General features: G+C 63.3%; 21 protein-coding genes. 11 read left to right on the top strand and 10 right to left on the bottom strand.

What is annotated here, in order from left to right:
• Positions 1-67: 67 nt before the first annotated feature.
• Positions 68-913 carry a cytochrome b/b6 domain-containing protein gene (locus IQ25_RS14185; protein ID WP_258537040.1) on the top strand — a complete coding sequence of 282 codons (846 nt, stop codon included), beginning with the start codon at positions 68-70 and terminating at the stop codon, positions 911-913.
• Positions 910-1,659, top strand: coding sequence for a molybdopterin-binding protein (locus tag IQ25_RS14180; RefSeq protein WP_144906936.1), 750 nt, complete (start codon positions 910-912; stop codon positions 1,657-1,659). The genes IQ25_RS14185 and IQ25_RS14180 overlap by 4 nt, the downstream gene beginning before the upstream one ends.
• On the opposite strand, the gene IQ25_RS14175 is transcribed toward IQ25_RS14180, so the two are convergent.
• The 3 genes from IQ25_RS14175 to pgi all read right to left on the bottom strand — a co-directional run bounded on the left by IQ25_RS14175 (position 1,656) and on the right by pgi (position 5,829).
• Positions 1,656-2,672: an NAD-dependent epimerase/dehydratase family protein gene (locus tag IQ25_RS14175; RefSeq protein ID WP_144906935.1), complete on the bottom strand. Its 1,017-nt coding sequence runs from the start codon at positions 2,670-2,672 to the stop codon at positions 1,656-1,658. The two genes, IQ25_RS14180 and IQ25_RS14175, sit on opposite strands and share 4 nt — an antisense overlap.
• Positions 2,673-2,834: 162 nt before the next feature.
• Positions 2,835-4,217 carry a glutathione-disulfide reductase gene (gorA, locus tag IQ25_RS14170; protein WP_144906934.1) on the bottom strand — a complete coding sequence of 461 codons (1,383 nt, stop codon included), beginning with the start codon at positions 4,215-4,217 and terminating at the stop codon, positions 2,835-2,837.
• A gap of 88 nt (positions 4,218-4,305) precedes the next feature.
• Entirely contained in the window at positions 4,306-5,829 is a 1,524-nt protein-coding gene (gene pgi, locus IQ25_RS14165) for a glucose-6-phosphate isomerase (protein ID WP_144906933.1), read from the bottom strand.
• Positions 5,830-5,985: 156 nt separating this feature from the next.
• Between pgi and lepB the strand changes: the two genes are divergently transcribed.
• The 5 genes from lepB to IQ25_RS14140 all read left to right on the top strand — a co-directional run bounded on the left by lepB (position 5,986) and on the right by IQ25_RS14140 (position 11,038).
• Positions 5,986-6,846 (top strand): signal peptidase I, encoded by an 861-nt coding sequence (gene lepB / locus IQ25_RS14160; RefSeq protein WP_407070601.1) that lies wholly within the window; start codon positions 5,986-5,988, stop codon positions 6,844-6,846.
• Entirely contained in the window at positions 6,819-7,517 is a 699-nt protein-coding gene (rnc, locus tag IQ25_RS14155; RefSeq protein ID WP_144907110.1) for a ribonuclease III, read from the top strand. Before lepB ends, rnc begins: the two co-directional genes overlap by 28 nt.
• Before the next feature lie 67 nt (positions 7,518-7,584).
• The gene (gene era, locus IQ25_RS14150; protein ID WP_144906932.1) at positions 7,585-8,490 is read left to right on the top strand and encodes a GTPase Era; all 906 of its coding nucleotides are present in this window, start codon (positions 7,585-7,587) and stop codon (positions 8,488-8,490) included.
• Positions 8,478-9,308: an SGNH/GDSL hydrolase family protein gene (locus IQ25_RS14145; RefSeq protein WP_144906931.1), complete on the top strand. Its 831-nt coding sequence runs from the start codon at positions 8,478-8,480 to the stop codon at positions 9,306-9,308. The genes era and IQ25_RS14145 overlap by 13 nt, the downstream gene beginning before the upstream one ends.
• A gap of 179 nt (positions 9,309-9,487) precedes the next feature.
• Positions 9,488-11,038 (top strand): ArnT family glycosyltransferase, encoded by a 1,551-nt coding sequence (locus tag IQ25_RS14140; RefSeq protein ID WP_144906930.1) that lies wholly within the window; start codon positions 9,488-9,490, stop codon positions 11,036-11,038.
• Positions 11,039-11,047: 9 nt separating this feature from the next.
• On the opposite strand, the gene IQ25_RS14135 is transcribed toward IQ25_RS14140, so the two are convergent.
• The 4 genes from IQ25_RS14135 to plsY form a co-directional block, all read right to left on the bottom strand.
• A complete protein-coding gene (locus tag IQ25_RS14135; RefSeq protein ID WP_158637752.1) occupies positions 11,048-11,536 on the bottom strand; it encodes a hypothetical protein in 489 nt (162 codons plus the stop codon).
• Positions 11,537-11,659: 123 nt separating this feature from the next.
• Positions 11,660-14,242: a type I DNA topoisomerase gene (gene topA, locus IQ25_RS14130; protein ID WP_144906928.1), complete on the bottom strand. Its 2,583-nt coding sequence runs from the start codon at positions 14,240-14,242 to the stop codon at positions 11,660-11,662.
• A gap of 87 nt (positions 14,243-14,329) precedes the next feature.
• Entirely contained in the window at positions 14,330-15,445 is a 1,116-nt protein-coding gene (gene dprA / locus IQ25_RS14125) for a DNA-processing protein DprA (protein ID WP_144906927.1), read from the bottom strand.
• Positions 15,442-16,023 carry a glycerol-3-phosphate 1-O-acyltransferase PlsY gene (gene plsY, locus IQ25_RS14120; protein ID WP_144906926.1) on the bottom strand — a complete coding sequence of 194 codons (582 nt, stop codon included), beginning with the start codon at positions 16,021-16,023 and terminating at the stop codon, positions 15,442-15,444. Before plsY ends, dprA begins: the two co-directional genes overlap by 4 nt.
• Before the next feature lie 82 nt (positions 16,024-16,105).
• Here plsY and murI point away from each other — a divergent pair, with 82 nt between their 5' ends.
• The 4 genes from murI (at position 16,106) to IQ25_RS14100 (ending at position 20,036) form a co-directional block, all read left to right on the top strand.
• Positions 16,106-16,918, top strand: coding sequence for a glutamate racemase (murI, locus tag IQ25_RS14115; protein ID WP_144906925.1), 813 nt, complete (start codon positions 16,106-16,108; stop codon positions 16,916-16,918).
• Positions 16,919-16,945: 27 nt separating this feature from the next.
• Positions 16,946-17,866 carry an MBL fold metallo-hydrolase gene (locus IQ25_RS14110; protein ID WP_158637751.1) on the top strand — a complete coding sequence of 307 codons (921 nt, stop codon included), beginning with the start codon at positions 16,946-16,948 and terminating at the stop codon, positions 17,864-17,866.
• A gap of 152 nt (positions 17,867-18,018) precedes the next feature.
• Positions 18,019-19,239, top strand: coding sequence for a 5-aminolevulinate synthase (gene hemA / locus IQ25_RS14105; protein WP_144906923.1), 1,221 nt, complete (start codon positions 18,019-18,021; stop codon positions 19,237-19,239).
• 116 nt (positions 19,240-19,355) lie between these two features.
• Positions 19,356-20,036, top strand: coding sequence for a nitroreductase (locus IQ25_RS14100; protein ID WP_144906922.1), 681 nt, complete (start codon positions 19,356-19,358; stop codon positions 20,034-20,036).
• Positions 20,037-20,102: 66 nt separating this feature from the next.
• Here the strand turns inward: IQ25_RS14100 and IQ25_RS14095 are convergent, their stop codons facing one another.
• From IQ25_RS14095 to IQ25_RS14085, 3 genes are all read right to left on the bottom strand, one after another.
• Positions 20,103-21,326, bottom strand: a complete 1,224-nt coding sequence (locus IQ25_RS14095; protein ID WP_144906921.1) for a type III PLP-dependent enzyme — start codon at positions 21,324-21,326, stop codon at positions 20,103-20,105.
• A gap of 172 nt (positions 21,327-21,498) precedes the next feature.
• The gene (locus tag IQ25_RS14090; protein ID WP_144906920.1) at positions 21,499-22,725 is read right to left on the bottom strand and encodes a serine hydrolase domain-containing protein; all 1,227 of its coding nucleotides are present in this window, start codon (positions 22,723-22,725) and stop codon (positions 21,499-21,501) included.
• A gap of 41 nt (positions 22,726-22,766) precedes the next feature.
• Positions 22,767-23,966, bottom strand: coding sequence for a carboxynorspermidine decarboxylase (locus tag IQ25_RS14085; protein ID WP_144906919.1), 1,200 nt, complete (start codon positions 23,964-23,966; stop codon positions 22,767-22,769).

Here is a 23,966-nt window from a genome sequence, read left to right as displayed (position 1 = left end):
CGCGCAGGCCCCTTGCTTCCGTCGCTGCGTATGGCACTCTCGCGCCAGGACAGGAGCATGATCAACAGTGGAAGCCGCAAGCGCTATCATAACGTCACAGGTTGACGCGCCAGCACAGGACCGCGCGCTCGTCTATCGCACCCGCCTGCCTGTGCGGATCTGGCACTGGGTCAACGCCATTACGATCTTCGCCATGCTGATGAGCGGCGCAACAATCTTCAATGCCCATCCCCGGCTGTACTGGGGCAAGTACGGCGCCACCTTCGAAACCCCATGGCTCGAGATCGGGCGTCAGGGCCAGCAGGGCTTCCTGCGCCTAGGCAGCCTGCAGATTGACACAACCGGCTTCCTCGGCCTCACCGAACATTCCACCCGCGCCTTCCCGCCGCTGGTTACGATCCCGAACTATTACAGCCTAGCCGAAGGACGTCAGTGGCACTTCTTTTTCGCGTGGGTGCTGGTTCTGTCGATCGTTGTATTTGTAATTTATGCTATTTTTTCCAGACATTTGTCACACGATCTTTCCTTGTCGCGTGAAGAACGGAAACTCTCGCATCTATGGCATGACATCAAGGAGCACGCCCGCCTGCGTTTCCCCACCGGCGAAGCGGCAAAGGCCTACAACCCCTTGCAGAAGATCGCTTATCTCGGCGTCATCTTCGTGCTGATCCCGCTCGTGGTCCTCACCGGCATGACAATGTCCCCCATGCTCAACGCCGCCTTCCCCTGGATGCTGGACATCTTCGGTGGCCGACAATCAGCGCGTTCGATACATTTCCTTTGCGCAACAGGATTCTTGGCCTTTATCTTCATCCATCTTCTCATGGTCTTGCTGGCGGGGCCCATCAACGAACTGCGCTCGATCATCACCGGCTGGTATCGCCTGCCTGCAGCACGGAAGGACAGGGCATGACCATCATCACCCGACGCACCGCACTGGTTGGCGCAAGCGGCCTGCTTCTAGCCGGTTGCGAGAAGATCACAGGCTCGCCCACCGTCCGCAAGGTGCTGACTCTCGGGGAAAAAGCCACGCTCTCAGGGCAACGGCTGGTGACAGACCGCAACGCCCTTGCGCCCGAGTTCAGCCGTGCCGACATCTCGCCGAAGTTCCGCATGAACGGCAATCGCATGCCGGCATCGACCGAATACCAGGCGCACATGGCCAATGCCTTTGCTGACTGGAAGCTCGAAATCGGCGGCAAGGTTGCCCGCCCTTTCAGCCTCAGCCTCGCACAACTCAAAGCCGCCCCGCAACGCACACAGATCACCCGGCACGATTGCGTCGAAGGGTGGAGCGCGATCGGCGAATGGACTGGCGTCCCCCTCGCCCTGCTCTTGCGTCAGGCACAGGTTTCCCCATCAGTTCAATATATTGTCTTCCATTGTGCAGACGATTTCTCAGGAACGCCCTATTACGAGAGCATCGACATGATCGACGCTCTCCACCCCCAGACGATCCTCGCCCACACGATGAACCGCCAGCCCCTGCCCGTAGGCCACGGCGCACCGATCCGCCTGCGCGTCGAACGCGCTCTGGGCTACAAGCAGGCCAAGTACGTGATGAAGATCGAGGCCGTCGAAACACTCGCCGGCCTCCATGGCGGCGGCGGCGGCTACTGGGAGGATCATTCCGGCTACCAGTGGTTCGCCGGAATCTAGACCCTCACCACCCCACGCTCGATCAGGCTGCGCGCGCAGTCCAGGATTGACTCCTCCACCGGCCGCATCGTCCAGCCGAGGCGCTCCTGCGCGTGGGCCGAACTTGCCGCGCGCACATTGCCAAGTTCTCCCGTCACCTGCCGGATCACCGGATTGAACAGCGCCACTGTGCGCACCAGCCAGTCCGGCAAACGCCGCATGGGCACCTTGCGCGCCTGCAGCCCAAGGTTCGCCTTGAGCACCTGCGCCACATCGATGATCTTGAGAAACGGCCCCGAAGCGATGAACCGCTCACCCGCCACCCCCGGCGCCGTAAGCGCCCGCACATGCAGGTCCGCAATGTCACGCACGTCAACAATGCCGAAGCCAAGGTCTGGGCACCCCGGCAAGGCACCCGACAAGAGTTGTCTCACCACCTCTATCGATGGCGAGAAGTCGCCAGACCAGACCGGTCCCAGCACTGCCGCCGGATTGACCGAGACGAATTCCATCCCCGAACCCTCTGCCGCCACCCAATCCCGCGCCGCCCGCTCGGCGATCGTCTTGGACTTGACGTAGGCATAGACATCGTCGCCTGCGAGGTTGGTCCAGTCCTTCTCGGTAAACTCGAAAGTCCCCTTGCCATGCCCATAGGCGATCGCGGCAACCGACGACGTCTGCACGAACCGCGTCACTCCGGCTTCATGCGCGTAACGTAACGCCCGCAACACGCCTTCGCGTGCCGGAACAATGAGTTCGTCCTCATGCTTGGGCGCCGTCGTCGTGAAGGGCGAGGCGACGTGCGCCACGTGACTGCATCCGGCCATCGCCTCGGCCCAGCCCGCATCGGCGGTCAGGTCGGCGGCAAAGAAGCGCAAGGACTCCGGCGTTCCTCCCAGCATGGTCCGCAGTTGCGCCTCGCGTGACAGCGAGCGGACGGTGGCGTGAACCGTCCATCCCTCGGCCAGAAGCTGGCGGATCAGGAAGCCGGCAATGTAGCCGCTGCCACCGCTAACGAGGACCTTGCCTGCCATTCGTCACGCCTCCCACCCATTCATTATTGGCGAAGGATAGCGTGAGTAACGACCGGCACCAAACGCCTTCGCCAGTGTGGCTCCGGCATGGCGTTTGCCTGCGAGAGTTGTGGGGGAGTTGCCGGTTCGCCTCGGAGAGTTGGAAACCGCCAACTTCCCACCTTATCGCATCAAGACAAGCTCTTCGGCCATCGAAGGGTGCAAGGCGACCGTTGCGTCGAAGTCGGTCTTGGTCAGCCCCGCCTTCACCGCGATGGCCGCCGCCTGAAGGATCTCGGGGCTGTCCGGGCCGATCATGTGGATGCCCAGCACCTTCTCGGTCGAGGCATCGACGATCATCTTGTATAGCCCGCGCTCAGGCCGGTGGCCGAAGATGTTCTTCATCGGTCGGAAGTCCGACGAGTAGACCTTGATATTGCTGCCAAACGCTTGCCGTGCCTGGCTTTCCGTCAGACCAACGCCCGCCAGCGGTGGCTGCGAGAACACCGCGCTCGGGATGCTGTCATAGCTGACCGAGGTCTCCTTGCCGCCAAACACACGGTCGGCAAAGGCCTGTCCCTCGCGGATGGCGATGGGGGTCAACTGCACGCGGTTCGTTACGTCACCGACGGCGTAGATACTGTCGCAGACAGTCTTGCCGTGATCGTCCACCGGGATCTCGCCCGCCGAACCCAGTGAAATCCCGGCACTTTCAAGGCCAAGCCCATCCGTCTTCGGCCGACGTCCGGTTGCCACGAGGACGACATCGGCGTGGATCGGATCGGGCTGCTTGCCGAGCCAGACATCCAGCGATCCATCCTCACGCTTCTCGACGCGGTCAAACGGGCAATTGAACTTGTACTCAATCCCGCGCGCCATGGTGATCTGGAGCAGACGGTCGCGCAGCGATTCATCGTAGCCGCGCAGGATCGTCTCGCTGCGATTGACCACCGTTACGTGACAGCCCAGCGCGTTGAAAATGCCTGCAAATTCCATCGCGATATAGCCCGCGCCGGAGATCACCACGCGCTTGGGCAGGCTCTCCAGATGGAACACCTCATTCGAGGTAATGCAGTGCTCGCTGCCCGCAAATTCAGGCATCACCGGCCAGGCGCCGGTTGCGATGAGGATATACTTCGCACTGATCTCGCGCCCTGAGGCGAGGCGCACGGTATTCGGCCCGGCAACGGTCGCGCGCTCGAGGAAGCGCTCTACCTTGTTGTTCTCAAGCGTGTTCGTATAGGCATCGTTGAGCCGGTCGACGTCTCTCATCACCGCGTCACGTAACGTCGGCCAGTCGAAGCTCATCTTCTCGACCGTCCAGCCATAGTTGGCCGCGTCCTGCAATTCCTCGGCAAAGTGCGAACCATAGACCAGCAGCTTCTTGGGCACGCAGCCGCGGATCACGCACGTGCCGCCAACCCGGTACTCCTCGGCCACGGCCACTCGCGCACCATGGCTCGCGGCAATCCGGCTGGCACGCACGCCGCCCGAACCTGCGCCAATCACAAAGAGATCGTAATCGAAGTCCTGCCCAGTAACCTGCCCAGATTCCTGCTCTGCCATATGCGCTCCTTGTCTTGAAGCCGCATATGGCCTCTGGTCCACGCCAAGACCAGAGGCATTCCCGGCAATAGTCCGTTACGCGAAACGATCAGCCGCCAATGCCTGCCGCCGCCAGCAGAGCCTCTGTCGAAGGATCGAAGCCCTCGCCGCCGCCAGCCTCGATCTGCTTGGCAATGGCCTTGCCGAGTTCCACGCCGAACTGGTCGAACGGATTGATGCCGAGCATCGCGGCGGAAACGAAGGTGCGGTGTTCATGAAACGCGATCAGCGCGCCAAGCGTGGCGGGGTTCAGGTCCTCGCACAGGATCGTGGCCGAAGGACGGTCCCCCGGATAGGCCCGGGCGCCATCATCGGACGCCTTGCCCGCCATCAGTGCCGCCCCTTGCGCAAAGCAGTTGGACAGCAGGATTTCGTGATGAGCAGGGTCAAGGTCATGTCCCTGCGTCTTCACCGCGAGGAAATCGACCGGGATCAGGTGCGTGCCCTGGTGCAGCAACTGGAACACCGCGTGCTGCGCATCGGTGCCGACCCCGCCCCACGTCACCGGAGCGCTGGCCCGCATCAGTGGGGTGCCATCGGCCAGCACGCGCTTGCCGTTGGATTCCATCTCGAGCTGCTGGAGATAGTCGGGCAACAGCTTCAGCCGCTCGTCGTAGGCGAAAACGGCACGCGTCTGGCAGCCACGCACCTGCGCATAGTAGAGGTCGGCAAAGGCGGCGCGAACGATGACGTTCTCCGCCAGATCGACGTCGATGAAATGGCGGTCGATCGCGGCGGCACCATCGAGAAACTCGGCAAAGCCTTGCCAGCCCAGCGCCATGGCGACGGGGAACCCGATCGAGGACCACAGCGAATACCGCCCACCTACGGTTTCGGAGAACGGCAGGACTCGCGTTTCATCGACGCCCCACTCCACCGCCTTCTCTGGCGATGCCGTCAATGCGATCACGCGGCCATAGGGATCGGACTCGCCACCCTCGCGCAGCCATTCGAGCGCGGAATGGGCGTTGGTCATGGTCTCGGTGGTCGTGAAAGTCTTGGAGGCGACCGCGATCAGCGTCGTCGCCGGATCGCAAGCCTTCATCGCCGCTTCCAGCGCGCAGCCATCGATGTTCGAAACGACATGCACCGCCACCTTCGCGCCATCGCGGGTCAGTGCGTCGATAGCGAGCGCCGGACCGAGTGCCGAGCCGCCGATGCCGATGTGGATCAGGCTCTTCACTTCGCCCAGCGCGCCTTCGTGGATCGCATCAACCAGCATCTGCATCCGCGCATGGAGGGCTGCGGCTTCCTCGACGCTGGTATCCTTGCCGATGCCGCGTTCGGCAGTGTGTTCGGCTGCGCGGCCTTCGGTGTTGTTGATCTTCTCGCCCGAGATCAGCGCGTCGCGGCGACCTTCCAGGTCCATGGCTGCCGCGACCGCGCCCAGCAGGGCATCGACTTCGGGCGACAGATGCGTCTTGGACCAGTCAAAGATCACCGGACCGCCGGGCAGATCGAGCGTGGTCGAGTAGCGCGCAAGGCGCGCGCCGTCGGCGAACAGTTCCTTCAAGGTCGGCTTCGGCAGGCCTTCCAGTGCGGTCCAATACTGCTTTGCCTCACTTGCAGACATGTCCAACCTCTTCCTTTCGCAACTGCGTAATAGCCCTAATGCCCGCCCAAGCCCGTCTCGCCAAGCGTCCTGTTCATCAACGCGCAAGCAACGCAGACGTATTTCAGCTACTGTATTAGACAAACAACACACTTGACGAAGGGCCCTGCTGGCAACATGACCGCGACGATGAACGACACGCCAGACGCAAGCAGCCCAACGCCAGCGGATCAAGCCGCCGCTTCTCCCGCCAAAAAGGAGAAGAAGGAGGACAGCTTCCCGGTCTTCCTGATCAAGCTGGTGCTGGTGGTGGCGATCTTCCGCAGCTTCATCTTCTCGCCCTTCAACATCCCGTCGGAATCGATGCTGCCGCGGCTCGAGAACGGCGACTACCTGCTCGCCGCCAAGTGGCCCTATGGCTACAGCAGCTATTCCCTGCCGTTCAGTGCGCCCCTGCTGCCCAAGCGCATTTTCGCCAGCCAGCCCGACCGTGGCGACGTGGTCATCTTCAAGGCGCCTCCGGGCAACGATGTCGATTACATCAAGCGCGTGATCGGCCTGCCGGGCGACAGCGTGCAGATGATCGGCGGCGTGCTCCACCTCAATGGCAAGGCGGTGCCCAAGGTGAAGGTCGAGGACTTCGTCATCCCCGTCAGCCCGAACACCGATTGCCTGTCGATCGAATTCGCGGTGACAGAGGCCGATGGCCGCCAGACCTGCCATTACCCGCAATACCGCGAGACTCTGCCTTCGGGCAGAAGCTATAACGTGCTCGACATGGGTCAGCGCGCGGTTGACGACACTGCTCCTGTAATCGTGCCAGAGGGCCACCTGTTCATGATGGGCGACAACCGCGACAACTCGATGGACAGCCGCTTCCCTGCGATGGAAGGCGGCGGCATCGGCCTCGTCCCGCAGGACAATCTCGTCGGCCGGGCAACGATCATGATGTGGTCGACCGATGGCAGCGCCAACTGGTTCCTGCCTTGGACCTGGTTCACCGCCGCGCGCTGGAACCGGATCGGGGGCACGTTCTGAGCGCGCTTCCGGCAGAAGCCGTCGCGTTCCTGACGCAGATCACCGGGAGAGCCCCTTCCCGGCCCGACCTGTGGGCCGAGGCTTTGACTCACGGCTCGATGGGCGAAGCGCGCGATTACCAGCGGCTCGAGTTTCTGGGTGACCGGGTGCTCGGCCTCGTAATCGCCGACTGGCTGCATGAAAAGAGCGACGCCGCCGAAGGCAAGCTTTCACAGCGGCTCAACGCGCTCGTCAGCCGCGAGACCTGCGCCGACGTGGCGCGCGCCATCGCGCTCCCTGCGCATATCCGGCTCGGCAAGCAGGCGCGCGACGACGGCGGGGCGCAGAGCGACAACATCCTTGGCGACGTGATGGAAGCCCTGATCGGCGCGCTGTTCGTCGAGCGTGGCTTCGATGCGGCGCGCGATTTCGTGCGCAAGGTGTGGGAGCGGCCGATGGCCTCGGGCACCGGCCAGCGCAAGCATCCCAAGGCCGCGCTGCAGGAATGGGCGGCGGGCAACCGGCGCAAGCCCCCGGTCTATACCCTCGTTGCGCGTGAAGGGCCGGACCATGCGGCGAAGTTCACCGTCGCGGTCGAGGTCAAGGGCGTGGGCGATGCCCGGGCAACTGGGTCGAGCAAGCAGGAAGCCGAAACAGCAGCGGCGCGCGCGTTCATGCAGGCCTATGGCTGACGCTAATCTGGCGGCCGGGGCATATTTCGCTTAAAGCTGGCCGCAACTCTTCTGAAGAATTGGAATAATGACCGAAAAATGTGGCCTCGTGGCCGTTCTTGGCGCACCGAACGCCGGCAAGTCGACCCTCGTCAACGCACTGGTGGGCCAGAAAGTGGCAATCGTCTCGCCCAAGGCGCAGACCACCCGCGCGCGCCTGATGGGAATCGCCCTTGAAGACGTGGGCGAGGACAAGGCGCAGATCATCCTGGCCGATACCCCCGGCCTGTTCGAACCCAAGCGTCGGCTCGACCGTGCAATGGTCAGCGCCGCTTGGGACGGCGCGCACGAAGCGGACGCGATCCTGCTGGTGGTCGATGCCCGCAAGAAGAAGCGCGACTATCTTGAACCCATTCTCGATACTCTGAAAGATCGCCCGGAGCGCAAGCTTCTGGTGCTCAACAAGGTGGATTCGACGCCCAAGGAACCGCTGCTGGTCATGGCCGAGGCCCTGACACAGGAGGCCGCGTTCGACGAGGTGTTCTTCGTCTCGGCCCTTACCGGCGATGGCGTGCCAGAACTCAAGCAGCGCCTCGCCGCGCTCATGCCCGAAGGCGCATGGCATTACCCCGAGGATCAGGTGTCCGATGCCAGCGAGCGGCTGATGGCGGCGGAAATCACGCGCGAGCAGCTTTATCGTCAGCTCCATGACGAACTGCCCTATGACAGCACCGTGCGTCCGGAAAAGTACATCCAGCGCAAGGACGGCTCTGTCGAGATCCACCAGCAGATCGTGATTACCCGCGAAACGCAGCGCGCCATCGTGCTCGGCAAGGGCGGTGCGCGGATCAAGGCGATCGGCGAGGCGGCGCGCAAGGAACTAGCGCAGCTGCTCGAAACCAAGGTGCACCTGTTCCTCCACGTGAAGGTGGACGAACGCTGGGCCGACGCCAAGGAAATCTACGAGGAAATCGGGCTGGAATGGGTGAAGTGAGCATGCGACCTGCGCTGTTCGCGCTGGCGGCACTGCTGGCATCGCCTGTACTCGCAAAGCCAGCCCCCCTCCCTGAAGGCGCGCGTTACGTAGCGCTGGGCAGTTCCTTTGCCGCGGGGCCGGGCGTCGGTCCGAATACCCCGGATACGCCGCAACGTTGCGGGCGCGGAACGCTGAACTACCCCAATCTGCTTGCTGCGAAACTGAAACTCACGCTCACCGACGCGACCTGCAGCGGTGCTACGACGAAGCATGTCCTGGGCGCGTGGGACGAAGTGCCAGCGCAGATTGAAAGCGTCACCGCCGACGCGCGTTTGGTTACGATCACCATCGGCGGGAACGACGTCAACTTCGTCGGCAATATCTTCGCCGCCGCCTGCGAGAAGATGGCGACGCCCGACCAACGTTGCCAGAAGTGGCGCGCAATCACCGAGGCTGAATGGAAGGGCGACGAGGAGCGCATGCGCAAGATCGTGCGCGAAGTTCGCCAGCGCGCGCCCGATGCCCGGATCGTCTTCGTCGATTACATCACCGTCCTACCACCCAAGGGCGCTTGTGCCGCGGTTCCGATCTCGGACGAGCGCATGGCCTACAGCCGGGGCGTGGCAAAGCGGCTGGCCAAACTCACCGCCAAGGTGGCGCGGACCGAGAAGGCGGAGGTATTCCGCTTCTCCGCACTTTCGAAGACCCACGCTCCATGCTCGGCCGAACCGTGGAGCAATGGCATGTCAGCGCCGCAGGGAGACGGCATCCCAATTCATCCCAACCGTGCGGGGCATGAGGCGGCAGCCGAAGGACTTGCTGCCTTTTTGAATTGAAGCTGCGCCTACTTTCGCAGTCCTCGTCCCAGTATCACGATCTGCCAAAATGGTTGGTTTTTTGTGCACACGCGAAGGCGAGATGGGATAGTCAACAAACCGGGATATAGCATCGCTACGAAGGATTCGGGCTTGGTGCCCGTTTACGTCTCGGATCGATTGACGGACGGAGTACGGGAATGAGCGAGTCTGGCGGCGTTATGGCAGTTGTCGCCGTCGAGCCGTGGCCACGCAGGATGCGTGCCGCAACTGCTCAATTTCTCAACCGCCCCGCCGTCGTGCCCTTGTGGCTGGTCGAATCTCTCGGCTTCCTTGCCCTGTTCCTGATCACCCGCAGCTTCCTGTTCGGCAACCCCGTCGTCCACATCGACGAGCAGTTCTACCTGTTCGTGGCCGAACGGATGCGCGAAGGCGCCGTGCCCTACGTCGACATCTGGGATCGCAAGCCGATCGGCCTGTTCCTGGTCTACGAGGCGCTGGCTGCCCTGCCATTCGATCCGATCATTGCCTATCAGATGGGTTCGGCCATCTCGGCTACGCTGACGGCTCTGGTGATCAGCCGCCTTGCCCGCGAGATCGCTTCCCCCGCAGCCGCATGGCAGGCCGGCGCGGCCTATCTCCTGTTCATGCCGATATTCAACGCCGGGATGGGACAGGCTCCGGTGTTCTACAACCTGCCCGTTGCGCTCGCAGCGTTGGTCGTGGTCGAAGCGTTAAAGCGGCACGAAGCGCCCGGGCTGGCGTGGCGCGGATGCGTGGCGATGCTGCTTCTGGGCCTTGCCATCCAGATCAAGTATACTGTCATCTTCGAAGGCGCTGCCTTCGGCCTGATGCTGCTGTCACGCGGGTTTGCCGATGTCTGGTCGTACCGCAAGCTTGGTGCGGTCGCGGCTCTTTGGATCGCCGTGGCGTTGCTGCCGACAGTTGCCGCGCTTCTCTGGTACGTGGGGATCGGACAGACCGAAGCGTTCGTCTACGCCAACTTCGTCTCGGTCTTCGAACGCGGCTCGGACGGCTGGAAGTCTTACTGGCGGCTGACCAAGGAAGTCGCCGTGATGATCCCGTTCTGGCTGGTGATCTTCCGCGCTCCGCGCAAGTTCGACACTTCGGGCGGAACTCATCCGGGGTCGCTGCGCGTGATACGGGTGTGGGCCATTGCGGCCTCTGCCGGGTTCCTGATCTTCGGCACCTGGTACGACCACTACGTTTCGCCGCTGCTCGTGCCGCTGTCGGTCCTCGCAGCCCCTGCACTGGCGCGGGTTCGCGTTGGCGAACGGTGGTATGGCAGGTTGTTGCTGGGGTTCGGGGCCATCGCCGGCATCGCGGTGATGATCTACCAGTACAACCAGCACGGCTCGACACGACAGTACGAGGCGATGAACGCCGCCATCACGCAGGAAATGCGCGATGGCTGCCTGTTCATCTACGAAGGCGAAATGGCGTTCTACCGCACGACAAACAGCTGCCTGCCGACAACGCGCATCTTCCCCAACCACCTGAATACCTATGTCGAGGCACCGGCCATCGGCGTGGACGCATCGGCGGAGTTGTCCAAGGTCCTCGCCTCGCGACCGACCGTAATCATCATGCGTGGCAAGTACCAGAAGCTGTACCTCCCCAACATGGACACGCGCCGCATGATCAAGGCCGCCCTCGCCCGCGATTACGAGCGCTATGCGGCCGTACCTCTCGGCAACAAGGAATACTGGCTCTACCGGCTGCGCCGCTGAACTGGGCGGTCAGCCGGCGAACCTGATGGTCCTGGCGATTACATAGGAGGGAAGTGGCGCCTCGCGAACTGCGATAGCGCTTTCTCTGATCTTGAGCGCCGCGGCACAAGCCAGATCCGCCATACCCGCGTCCTGCGCTGCGCGACATGCGACAGGTGTGCCCTGTTCGTCCATTTCGACAAACACCGTGACTTCCCTGCTCGCGGCGCCGTCCAACCCGGGAGGCATGGCGATGATCGCATCCACCGGATCTTCAATGCCGGAGATGCGGCTCTGGTTGGTGCTGCCTGGCACGACCAGCTTCACCCATTCGCGCACGACGCCAAAGGTCAGGTTTCCGTCGCTCCCTACAGCGGCTTTCCATGTACGAGGCTTCTGGGCATTGCACAACTGACGCGCCACGGATGCCGGCCCCACTGTTTCTAGCACTGTGCACTTTTCGATAAGTCCATCCGGACGAACAATGACTTCGATCCTCGCGGCCACCGACTGCTTCATCCGCAAGGCATCAGCAGGCATATCACGCCAAGTCGCCGCCTGCTCCGGAACGAAGATCGGCGCCTGAAGCGTTGACTGAGCCAGCAGGGCAACCCAAAGCGAGAGCATTCCATCAATCTCCGATCAGGAGTCCGACGCTGCCTTAGCCGCCTTCTTGGCCGGAGCCTTTTTTGCGGCAGGCTTCTTGGCAGCGGTCTTCTTCTGTGCAGCCTTCTTGGCCGGGGCCTTTTTCTTGCCCTTGGCGGGCGCCTTGGCCGCGCGCTCGTCGATCAGCACGATGGCTTCTTCAAGGGTCAGCGATTCGGGCTGCTTGTCCTTGGGCAGGGTGGCGTTGGTCGTCCCGTCGGTGACGTAAGGGCCATAGCGGCCCGCCATGAGCTTGATCTCGCCGCCGAACGTGGGATGCGCGCCGAAGACCTTTAGCGGCTCGGCGGAGGTGCGGCTGCCGCGCGCGCCTGCCCCCGCCGCCGCAGCGGCAAGGTGCATGACGGCAGCGTTCATGCCGGTCTCGAAAACCTCGGCGGTCGAGCGCAGCCGCGCATATTTGCCGTCGTGCGCCAGGTAAGGACCATACCGCCCGATGCTGGCGGTGATCGGCTTGCCACTTTCAGGATGTGAGCCAACTTCGCGCGGGAGCGAGAGCAGCTTGAGCGCCCATTCCAGATCCAGTTCGGCAATGTCCTTGGGGATCGAGGCGCGCTTGGCTTCCTTGCCTTCGCCCAGCTGGATGTAGGGACCGAAACGTCCGGCCTTGCGCACGACCTCAAGGCCCGTCACCGGGTCCTTGCCCAGAACGCCATCTTCCGCGCCATCGCCTTCCGCCCCGCCGGGCTGGGCGAACTTGCGGGTGTACTTGCATTCGGGATAGTTGGAGCACGCCACGAACGCGCCGTAACGGCCACCGCGCAGCGACAGCCGGCCCGCCTCACACTTGGGGCACAGACGCGGATCGGTGCCATCCTCGCGCGGGGGAAACAGATAGTCGGAAAGGAATTCGTCAAGCTCGGCGGTAACCTCGCTCGGCTTCTTCTCCATCACCTCGTCGGACTTGGGCTTGAAATCGCGCCAGAAGGCGGCGAGCACCTTCTTCCATTCGGCACGCCCGCCCGAAACGTCGTCCAGCTCCTCCTCCATTCCGGCGGTGAACTGATAGGCGACATAGCGCGAGAAGAATCGCTCCAGAAACGACGTCAGAAGTCGGCCGGATTCCTCTGCAAAGAAACGGTTTTTCTCCGTCCGGACGTAACTGCGATCCTTGAGTACCTGCAGCGTCGATGCATATGTCGAAGGACGGCCAATGCCCAGTTCCTCAAGCCGCTTGACCAGGCTCGCTTCCGAATAGCGCGGCGGCGGCTGGGTGAAGTGCTGGGTGGCGTCGACGCCGCGCTTGGCGGGCGTATCGCCGGTCTTCATGTCGGGCAGCAGGCTCGCGTCCTCGTCGTCGCCATCCGCCTTCTGGTCACGGCCTTCCTCGTACACGGCGAGGAAACCGGGGAACTTCACGACCTGCCCCGTGGCGCGCAGTTCGTGCTTGCCGGTGCCATCGCGCAACGTGATGCTGGTGCGCTCGATATTGGCCGACGCCATCTGGCTGGCCATCGCGCGCTTGTAGATCAGGTCGTAGAGCCGCGCTTCATCCGCAGAGCCGTAACGGTCCTTGGAGAAATCGGTCGGGCGGATGGCCTCGTGTGCTTCCTGCGCGTTCTTGGCCTTGGTCTCGTAATGACGAGGCTTTTCCGGCAGGTAATGCCCGTCGTACCGATCCGAGATCGCCTTGCGCGCGGCAGAGATCGCGCTCGGGTCCATCTGCACACCATCGGTACGCATGTAGGTGATCGCACCCGCCTCATAGAGCGTCTGCGCCACCCGCATGGTATGGCTGGCCGAGAAGCCAAGCTTGCGCGCCGCTTCCTGTTGCAGCGTCGAGGTGGTGAACGGCGGATAGGGATTGCGGCGGGTCGGCTTTGTCTCGACCTCCTCGACGCGGAAGGTCCCGGCCTCGACCACGGCCTTGGCCTTCATCGCCGCGCCTTCATCGCCCAGCGTCAGCTTGTCGAGCTTCTGGCCATCGAACTTGACGAGACGCGCGGCAAATTCTGTCCCGCTCTGCTCAAGGCGGGCAATGACGGACCAGTACTCCTGCGCCCGGAACGCCTCGATCTCGCGCTCGCGCTCGACGATCAGGCGCAGCGCTACCGACTGCACGCGTCCTGCCGATTTGGCGCCGGGAAGCTTGCGCCACAGTACCGGCGAAAGCGTAAATCCGAACAGGTAATCAAGCGCGCGGCGGGCGAGATAGGCGTCGATCAGATCCTGATCCAGCTCGCGCGGACGCTTCATCGCGTCGGTCACCGTCTGCTTGGTTATCGCGTTGAACGTGACGCGCTCAACCTCTTTAGGAAGCGCCTTACGTTTCTTGAGCAACTCCCTGACATGCCAGGAAATTGCTTCACCCTCACGATCAGGGTCGGTCGCGAGAATCAGGCGGTCTGCATCCTTGGCCGCATCGGTGATGGCCTTCACGCGCGACTGCTTGTCGCCGTAAAGTTCCCAGTCCATCGCAAAGTCCTCGTCCGGACGGACGGAGCCGTCCTTCACGGGCAGGTCGCGGATATGACCATAGGAGGCGAGCACCTTGTAGCCGGGGCCAAGATACTTCTCGATGGTCTTGGCCTTGGCCGGAGATTCTACAATGACAAGCTGCATGATCTGAAAAAGCAGTCCTTACGTGTACGTGTGCGCGAGGGTGGGGACTACCGGACAGGTTCGTCAAGCGGCAGCGTGGGCAGTCATTCAGGATTGGAGGCTGACGCGCCCTCCTGCATGACGCTGCAACCGGCCCGCAAGCTCCATCTCCAGCAAGGCCATCTGCACCGCGCCCGCAGTTGCCCCGCTCTGCCGGATCAGTTCGTCCACCCCGATCGGTGCCAGCGTGAGCAGTCCCGCGATGTCGGCTGGATTGTCCTCGATCTCTGGCGCCCACGAATGCTGCCCCTCCCGGAAGCTCGACCGGGGCTGGCCTTCGAAGCCGAGCAACAGTTCGATCACGTCCTCGGGCGACTGCACAAGGATGGCCCCGTCGCGGATCAACTGGTTGCAACCGTGCGAGCGACTGTCGAGCGGAGAGCCGGGAATGGCCATGACCTCGCGCCCCGCCTCAGCCGCAAGCCGGGCTGTGATCAGCGAACCGGACTTGGGCGCGGCCTCGACAACCAGGGTACCGGTGGCGAGCCCTGCGATGATCCGATTGCGGTGCGGGAAATGCCGGGCGAGCGGCTCGGTGCCCGGCGGCATTTCGGCGATGAGCAGGCCCTCGCAGGCCACCTGCTCCTGCAATTCCGCATTTTCGGGCGGGTAGCTGATGTCGATGCCGCTGGCGATCACACCCACGGTGCCGCCGCCCTCGGCCATGCCCGCCAGCGCGCCGCGATGGGCGGCAGCGTCAATCCCCCGCGCCAGGCCGGAGATCACCGCATAGCCTTGGGCGCTGAGCGCCGTCGCGAAATCGCGCGAGAGCTTGACCGCAGCCGCCGAGGCATTGCGTGCGCCGACCACCGCGACGGAAGGCCGTGAGAGCAGGCCGACGTCTCCCCGCACCGTCAGGATCGGCGGCGGGCTTTCCAGCGCGGCGAGGAGCGCCGGATAGTCTGGCCCGTCATGAAACAGATAGCGCGCGCCTGCCTTGCGGACGGCAGCAATCTCGTTCTCGATCCGCTCGACCGCAGCGGGCCGATAAGGTGCACCACCGCGCGCGGCGAGGTCAGGCAGGGCTTCGAGCGCCGCCTCAGCCGTGCCAAAGCGTCGCATAAGCTGGTTGTAACTGACCGGACCGATATTGGGCGAGCGCAGCAGCCGGATGCGAGCGAAAGCCTCGCCCCGCGAAAGCGTGGCTTGCGCCGCGACGGTCACTTCTTGCTGCCGACCCTGGGCTCGGTCCCCGCGCGCAGGCGGTCGATGTTCTCGCGGTGGAGGAACAGTACCAGCAGCGCAAGCAGCGCCAGCACCGGCACATAGGCCGTGAACCCCAGCAGCAGGGCAGCGACCGGAGCCGCCACCGCCGCGCTCATCCCGCCGAGCGACGAAATGCGGCTGGCAAACAGCACGCCCAACCACACGACCGCATAGGCAAGTCCGATCTGCCATGCGAGGCCAAGCGAGATTCCCATCATCGTGGCAACGCCCTTCCCGCCCTTGAACTTGAGCCAGACCGGGAAACAGTGGCCAAGCACGGCAGCAAGTGCGGCCAGCGGTTCGGCCGAGGGCCAGAAATGGCGGGCGATGAGCACGGCGGCGATCCCCTTGCCCATGTCCAGCAACAGCGTGGCGGCTGCCACCCCCTTCTTGCCGGTGCGCAGCACATTTGTCGCGCCGATGTTGCCTGAACCGATCGCCCGCAGATCGCCACCACCGGTCAGCCGGGTGAGGATGAGGCCGAAGGGCACGGAGCCGAGCAGATAGCCGACGAGCAAGGGCAAAAGCGTTTCCACACCCTGCTCATATCCTCACCGGGCACAAAAGCGAAAGAGGCCACTTCCCATTTTGCTGCCATTCCCGATACAAGCACCGGCAATGACCGACAGCCCCCCGTCCGATCCTGCTGCTCCGCTACTGCTGTTCGATTCGGGCGTCGGCGGACTTTCGGTCCTGCGCAAGGTGCGCGCGATGCTGCCACAGGCTCCGGTGATCTATGTCGCCGACAACGCCGGGCTACCTTATGGCGACAAGACCGAGGCCCAGATCGCGGCGCGCGTGTCGGGTCTGCTTGGTCGCCTGACAGAACGACTGCGTCCCCGTCTCGTCTGTATAGCCTGCAACACCGCCTCGACCATCGCGCTGGCATCGGTGCGCGAAGTGCTCGAAGTCCCGATCGTCGGCACGGTTCCGGCGATCAAGCCCGCAGCGGCGATGACGACGACCGGCGTGATTGGCCTGCTCGGCACCGCCGCAACGATTCGCCAGAGCTATGTCGACAGGCTCGAGGCCGAATTCGCTTCCGGCAAGACGCTGCTCCGCCACGGCGCGCCTGAACTGGTCGCTGCTGCCGAGGCCAAGTTGCGGGGCGAGCCTGTGGATCCTGCGGTTTATGCCCGCGCAGCACAGGCACTGCGCGACATGCCGGGGGGCGAACGCATCGATACCGTGGTGCTCGCCTGCACTCACTTCCCGCTGGTGCAGGATGAACTCGCCGCAGCCTTCGGTCCGGGTGTCGGCTTCATTGATGGCTCGGACGGTATCGCTCGGCGCATCGCCCACCTGACGCAAGGGCAGACATGGCGGCGCGAACGGTCGGACCTTGCTCTGTTCACGCGCGGTGGCGCGCAAGTCGATCAGTTGCGCCCGGCATTGGCCGAGCACGGGCTCGACCGGGTAGAGGTGTTTTGACGTGGCTTGGGTAACGGGGGCCTCCGCGTGAGTCGATTTTCCAAGGGCTTGATCGCTGTGCTGCTGGTGCTGGCGCTCGCCTACTACTGGCTGCTGGTGAATGCCGGTCCAGCCAATGTCCCGGCGCGCAAGTTTGATCTGGCCGAGCTGCGAAAGGCGGCAGACGCAATTCCGGGCCAGAAGCCGACCGCGATCACCTTCGCAGCGATCGCCACGCGCTACGTTCCGGGAGCGGCCTTGGCGGCAGGCACCGGCCTGAGACAGGTCACTTCCGGCGTCTTCGCCTGGCGGCTGACGACGCCGGGTGGCGGCATCGTGATCGATCCGGGCCTGTCACGCGCCGATGCGCTCACCATGGGTTTCAAGCACTACGACGACAACGCTCGCAGGCTGGTGGAGCGGTGGATGGACGAGAGCGAGATGATCCTGTTCACCCACGCCCATATCGACCACGTTGGAGCATTTCTTGATCACCAGCGCTTCGAGGACATCGTCGACAAGGCGGTGATCACGCCCGGAATGCTCGGCAACATCAACTCGCTCTGGCGCGAGAATGCCCGCCTGATCAGCGAGACTCGCGAACTGAAGCCCGTGGAAGCCATCGCGCCCGGCGTGGTTGCGATCCAGACTCCCGGGCACACCCCGGCATCGGAAATGTTCTATGTCCGCCTGGCCTCGGGCCGCGAGTACATCTTCGGGGGAGACACGGTGTCTCTTTCGGTCAACGCCGAAGTCCCGACACCCCGCTCGCGGCTCTTGGCAGACTGGATGGTCCCTGAGGACAGGCCGGCCGTGATCGGCTGGCTTAAAGGTCTCAAGGCCTTGAAGGAGCGGGACAAGGACCTTGTCATATTGCCATCGCACGATGCCGATTGGACAATCGTCAACGCACAGCTCAACGGCATAGCCCCTGCGCGCGAACTCATACCTGCCCGAAAGGCCGATTAGCGCACAAACTGTCTCCGACTTTCGGGCAGTTACACCAAATCCTGCTGGCAAAGCGAAAACAACAGGCGTAGAAGCCGCCCATTCGCCGGTGGGCCCAACGGGATCGGGCTCCCAGGGACGGAAACGTCCTTGTTGCAGGAAGGAGCGGCGGGGTGAATTACGATCAGGTTTTCGATTCTGCCATCGAGCGCTTGCACTCCGAAGGCCGCTACCGCGTTTTCATCGACATCCTGCGCAACAAGGGGGCGTACCCCAACGCGCGCTGCTTTGCCGGACACAACGGGCCCAAGCCGATCACGGTGTGGTGCTCGAACGATTACCTTGCGATGGGCCAGCACCCCAAGGTCATCGCCGCCATGGAAGAGGCGCTGCACAACGTCGGCGCAGGCTCGGGCGGCACGCGCAACATCGGCGGCAACACGCACTACCACATCCAGCTTGAGGAAGAGCTGGCCGACCTGCACGGCAAGGAAGGCGCGCTCCTCTTCACCAGCGGTTACGTCTCGAACGACGCAACGCTGTCCACGCTCGCCAAGATCCTGCCGGGCTGCGTGATCTTCTCCGACGAACTGAACCACGCCTCGATGATCGCGGGCATCCGCAATTCGGGCGCGGAAAAGAAGGTTTTCCGTCACAACGATGTCGAGCATCTGGAAGAACTGCTCGCCGAGACTGACCCGAACGTGCCCAAGCTGATCGCGTTCGAGAGCGTCTATTCGATGGACGGCGACGTCGCCCCGATCCACGCTTTCTGCGACCTTGCGGAAAAGTACAACGCGCTGACCTATATCGACGAGGTTCACGCTGTCGGCATGTACGGCCCGCGCGGCGGTGGCATCACCGACCGTGACGAGGCGGCGCACCGCATCGACATCATCGAGGGTACGCTGGGCAAGGCCTTCGGCGTTATGGGCGGCTACATCGCTGCCGATCGCAAGATCATCGACGTGATCCGTTCCTACGCCCCCGGCTTCATCTTCACCACCTCGCTCTCGCCGGTTCTGGTCGCAGGCGTTCTCGCCTCTGTCCGCCACCTCAAGGCATCGAGCGAGGAGCGTGAGGGCCAGCAGGCTGCCGCCGCCTATCTCAAGAAGGCTTTCGCAGATGCAGGCCTGCCGGTCATGCCGTCGACCACGCACATCGTGCCCCTGATGGTCGGCGATCCGGTCCGCGCCAAGAAGATCGCCGACATCCTGCTCGCCGAATATGGCGTCTATGTGCAGCCAATCAATTTCCCCACCGTTCCGCGCGGCACGGAGCGCCTGCGCTTCACCCCCGGCCCATCTCACACCCAACCGATGATGGACGAACTGGCCGAAGCGCTGGTGGAGATCTGGCAGCGAATGGAGCTGGAACTGCGCAAGGCAGCGTAACCCCCGCCTTCCGCGATAAAAGAGCCCTCCCCTGATCCGGGAGGGCTTTTTCGTCGGCGTTGCCTTTCCTTCAATCAGCGCTAATGTTAACCGGACAGTTAAATCCGGGAGCATTCATGCCTGCGCAGACGTACGACGAAGTAGTCCTCGGCCGCCGTTCCATCCGGGGCTATCTCGACAAGCCAGTCCCACAGGCGCTGATCGAGGAAGTGTTGACGCTCGCCATGCGCTCACCCACTTCGATGAACACGCAGCCCTGGCACTTCCACGTCATCACAGGCGAGCCGCTTGACCGCATCCGCAGGGGCAACACCGAGCGCATCCTTGCGGGCGAGCCTGACAGCCGCGAATTCCGCCGGGGCGAAGCGTTTGCCGGGGTTCATCGCGAACGACAGGTCGAGGTCGCCAAGCAACTGTTCGGAGCCATGGGCATAGCTCGCGATGATGCCGCGGCCCGGAAGGACTGGGTCCTTCGCGGCTTCCGCCAGTTCGATGCGCCTGTCTGCGTAATCATCACATACGACCGCGAACTGTCTGGCAGCGATGACACGGCATTCGACTGCGGCGCGGTCACGACAGCGCTGGTCAACGCGGCATGGTCACGTGGGCTCGGCTGCGTGATCAACTCTCAGGGCATCATGCAATCGCCCGTCGTGCGCGAACACGCTGGCATTCCCGATGACCAGATCATCATGAAGGCGGTCGCTCTCGGCTGGCCCGACCCGGACTTCCCCGCCAATGCAGTCGTCAGCAACCGCAAGAGCGTGGACGAAGCCGCGCGGTTCGTGGGGTTCTGAGAGCTAACAACGAAAAGGCCCCACCTTCCGGCAGGGCCTTCTCAATTCAGTCTGCTTCAGCCTTGATCAGCGCAGCGAGACCACATTGTCCGAGACCCGCGGATCGCGGCGATCGCCGCGGTACTGGCTGGCCATCGGCTCGTCCGAGACTTCGAACACGTCCGTCGCGCCGAAGCCGTTGAACGCGGTCTTCATCGCCGCGCCATAGGCGCCGAGCATGCCGATCTCGATGTAGTCGCCCACCTTCACGTCCACCGGCAGTTCGAACGGACCTTCCATGTGGTCCATGTCGTCGCAGGTCGGGCCGTAGAAGCTGAACGGCTCGAGTTCGATCTCGGTATCGACATCGTTGGCCACCTCGTCGCGCAGCACGCGCACGGGGAAACGCCAGCCTACATGGGCCGCATCGAACAGCGCGCCATAGGCACCATCATTGATATACAGCTCAGTCCCGCGGCGACGCTCGACGCGCACGATCATCGAGTTGTACTCAGCGCAGAGCGCCCGGCCCGGCTCGCACCACAGCTCGGCCGAGTACGACACCGGCAGCGATTCATAGGTGCGATCGATAACGCCGAAGTAATCTTCGAGCGGCGGCGGTTCCATGCCCGGATAGATCGACGGGAAGCCACCGCCCACGTCGATGATGTCGACGAGGACCGAAGCATCGACGATCGCCGCACGAACGCGCTCCAGCGCCTGGACATAGGCGTGGGGGCTCATCGACTGGCTGCCGACGTGGAAGCACACGCCAAGCGAATCCGCAACCTGACGGGTCGCCTGCAGCAGTTCCGCTGCATTGGCCAGATCGCAACCGAACTTCGACGCGAGGCTGAGTTCCGAATACTCCGACGAGACGCGCAGGCGCACGCACAGCGTCAGGTCCTCGGGCACGTTGCCATCGGCATCAGCCGTTGCCGCCTTGATCTTCTCCAGTTCCTCGATCGAATCGAGGCTGAACACGCGCACGCCATAGGTGTGATAGGCTTCGCGGATCGCCGACGGAGCCTTTACCGGATGCATGAAGCATAGCACTGCGTCTGGCAGCGTTTCGCGCACCAGGCGCACTTCGGCGATCGAGGCGACGTCATAATGCGTCACGCCCGAATCCCACAGGATGCGGATCAGGTCTGCCGACGGATTCGCCTTTACCGCATAGAGAGACTTGCCCGGAAACTTCTCGACAAAGAAGCGGGCAGCGCGCGCTGCGGCGTGCGGACGGTTCAAAATGGCGGGTTGTTCAGGCGCGGAGGCGCGAACTACAGCCAGTGCGTCAGGATGATGGTGCAACTCAAGGGACCCCCAAACGGAACAGTTGAACGAAGCTGCCTTGCGGTTTGGAAGTCCCCATGGGGCAGCGAGAGGGGGGTAATAAGCCCCTGTGTCTGAATCTCAAGTGAAAATAACGGGCAAGAAAACTGCTGTCAGGAAAATGAAAAAATTCCAGAGAGATCGCAGAAAATCAGGAACTTAAGTGATCCGCCAACGCCGCCCATGCCGGAAGTGAGAGCGGATCGTTGGCACCGTTCGCCGCGGTCGGGTGCGATGCGAATCGTGCAACCGTCATTTCGGCAGCCGGATCGACCCAAAGAGTCTGCCCGTGGATGCCGCGCGCGGAGAAGCAACCTCGGTTGTTGTTGCTGATCCACCACTGGCTGCCATAGCTCCAGCCCGGCAGTTGCGGGTAGCGATTGCGATCGAAATGTGCCGCATCGCCACCATGGGTTGCCCGCTCCACCACCGCTTCGGGAATGACGCCAACACCTCCAAGCCGCATCGCCTCGCCAAAGCGTGCCAAGTCCTCCAATCGCAGGTTCAACCCGCCACCGGCGAAGGCAGTACCCGCCTCGTCCACGATCAGGTCCGCATCGCCGAGCATATCGAGAGGCTGCCACAGGCGATCGCTCAGCACATCGGCAAAGTGTTTGCCCTCGATCCGCGCGATCATCCACGCCAGGACTTCGGTGTTGGGCGTGCGATAGGTGAAGCCCAGCCCATGCTCCCCGGCCTTGCCGATAGTCGGCAGATATGAAGCAAGGTCGATCGGCCCGGCATAGTCCACCGGACGAGGCGTCAGCCCCAGAGCCGCGCTGTAGGCCCCGATGCCCGAGTTGGGATCAGCATAGTCCTCTGAGAAATCGAGCGCCGTGGTCATGTCGAGCACCTGCCGCACGGTGGCATCGCCGAAACCGCTGCCTGGCAGCTCCGGCAGGTAGTCCGACGCCAGCGCCGCCGGGTCCAGCCTGCCCTCATCGACCAGCATCTCGGCAATCGTGCCGACGAAGCTCTTGGTGACCGAGAACGCGATGTGCCGCGTCTCCGGGCCTGTCACCCCGAACCAGCGTTCGAACACCACCTTGCCGCGATGGAGCACGATGATGCCATCGGTGAAGGCCTGCGTCAGCGATTGCTCGAATGTGACGGGCGCTTCCGCATTCAGCGGCACGAACGCAACCTGCCCCAGATCCTCCCGCAACGCCCTCTCGAACGGCACGCCCTGCCCCGAAGCTGCCACCCGGCGCGAGGGCACGAACTGCCGCATGTTGGAGTACGACCAGCGGATCATCGGAAAGCGCATGTGATCCGCGCGCGAGGCGAGGAGCAGGCGGTCGGCTGGCGGCGGGTTGCCTTCCATCCAGCCCATGCGCACCGGATCGCTGGTCATCCCATCGAGCACTTCCCCCGCCATTGCACTCTCCCGCCTACATCCTTGTCAGCAGGCAGCATGCATCAGGAAAGACGGTCGCGGAAGTCCTCGTAAGTGAAACCCTTCACCTTCTCGAGGCGGTCGCTCTCGCTGTCCCACAGCCAGATCGAAGGCAACGGCACGCCGTTGAAGGTCGTCGTCTTGACCATTGAGTAGTGCGCCTGATCGAGAAATGCGAAGCGCGTGCCCGGCTCCGCACCATTCGGCAGGCGGTAATCGCCGATCACGTCCCCGGCGAGGCACGAAGGCCCGCCCAGACGCACCGGAGCACCACCCTCGCCACCATCCTCGTACTCGTCGATGGGCAGTTCCCCCAGCATGGCCGGACGATAGGGCGCCTCGATCACATCGGGCATGTGGCAGGTTGCCGAAATGTCGGTGATGCCCAGCTGCATCCCGTTCCAATGCGTATCGAGCACGGTGCCGACCAGAATTCCCGCATCGAGCGCCACGGCCTCTCCCGGTTCGAGGTAGATCTCGCAACCGGTGCGCGCTTTCACTTCGCGCAGAAACGCGACCAGATCATCGCGCTGGTAATCGGCGCGGGTGATGTGGTGACCGCCGCCAAAGTTCAGCCATTTGAGCTGGCCGAAGTACGGCGCAATCCGCGCCTCAAGCGCTTCCCAAGTACGCTTCAGCGGCTCGAAGTCCTGCTCGCACAGCGTGTGGAAGTGCAGCCCCGAAACGCCTTCGAGGTGTTCGGGCAACAACTGATCCACCGGAAAACCCAGCCGCGAATGCGGCGCGCATGGATCATAGCGCGGCACCTCGCCCTCGGCATGGAGCGGGTTGATGCGGAGGCCGATGTCGAACTGATCGCCAGCGGCCTGTGCCGATGCGATCTCTCCGGCGAAACGCGCGTGTTGTCCCGGCGAATTGAAGATTACATGGTCCGAAAGCTGCAGGATTTCAGCCATGTCCTGCGCCTTGTACGCCGCACAGTAGGTCGCGATCTCGCCAGAATAATGCTCGGCTGCCAGCTTGGCTTCCCACAAGCCGGACGTGCACACCCCGTCGAGATACTCCCCGACGATCGGCGCCACCTTCCACATCGAAAACGCCTTGAGCGCTGCCAGCACCTTGATCCCGGCCCGGTCGCGCACATCGGCCAGCACCGCCAGATTGGCCCGCAGCTTCGCAGCGTCGACAACGAACGCCGGACTGTCCACCCGGTTCAGGTCAAACTGCGCAAACGCCCCCGGATCACCGGCTCTGGTTTCCAT

Origin of the sequence: Novosphingobium taihuense, from assembly GCF_007830315.1 — a bacterium.
Taxonomy (GTDB): domain Bacteria; phylum Pseudomonadota; class Alphaproteobacteria; order Sphingomonadales; family Sphingomonadaceae; genus Novosphingobium; species Novosphingobium taihuense.
Note: the sequence above shows the minus strand (reverse complement) of the source record. Positions and strands in the feature narration are given on the sequence as shown.

Coding starts and splice junctions, on each gene's coding strand:
- murI (WP_144906925.1), top strand. CDS start 16,106: ATGACCGACAGCCCCCCGTCCGATCCTGCTGCTCCGCTACTGCTGTTC.
- IQ25_RS14140 (WP_144906930.1), top strand. CDS start 9,488: ATGAGCGAGTCTGGCGGCGTTATGGCAGTTGTCGCCGTCGAGCCGTGG.
- era (WP_144906932.1), top strand. CDS start 7,585: ATGACCGAAAAATGTGGCCTCGTGGCCGTTCTTGGCGCACCGAACGCC.
- gorA (WP_144906934.1), bottom strand. CDS start 4,217: ATGGCAGAGCAGGAATCTGGGCAGGTTACTGGGCAGGACTTCGATTAC.
- pgi (WP_144906933.1), bottom strand. CDS start 5,829: ATGTCTGCAAGTGAGGCAAAGCAGTATTGGACCGCACTGGAAGGCCTG.
- IQ25_RS14175 (WP_144906935.1), bottom strand. CDS start 2,672: ATGGCAGGCAAGGTCCTCGTTAGCGGTGGCAGCGGCTACATTGCCGGC.
- topA (WP_144906928.1), bottom strand. CDS start 14,242: ATGCAGCTTGTCATTGTAGAATCTCCGGCCAAGGCCAAGACCATCGAG.
- IQ25_RS14090 (WP_144906920.1), bottom strand. CDS start 22,725: ATGGCGGGGGAAGTGCTCGATGGGATGACCAGCGATCCGGTGCGCATG.
- IQ25_RS14085 (WP_144906919.1), bottom strand. CDS start 23,966: ATGGAAACCAGAGCCGGTGATCCGGGGGCGTTTGCGCAGTTTGACCTG.
- lepB (WP_407070601.1), top strand. CDS start 5,986: ATGACCGCGACGATGAACGACACGCCAGACGCAAGCAGCCCAACGCCA.
- IQ25_RS14145 (WP_144906931.1), top strand. CDS start 8,478: ATGGGTGAAGTGAGCATGCGACCTGCGCTGTTCGCGCTGGCGGCACTG.
- IQ25_RS14100 (WP_144906922.1), top strand. CDS start 19,356: ATGCCTGCGCAGACGTACGACGAAGTAGTCCTCGGCCGCCGTTCCATC.
- IQ25_RS14135 (WP_158637752.1), bottom strand. CDS start 11,536: ATGAAGCAGTCGGTGGCCGCGAGGATCGAAGTCATTGTTCGTCCGGAT.
- IQ25_RS14180 (WP_144906936.1), top strand. CDS start 910: ATGACCATCATCACCCGACGCACCGCACTGGTTGGCGCAAGCGGCCTG.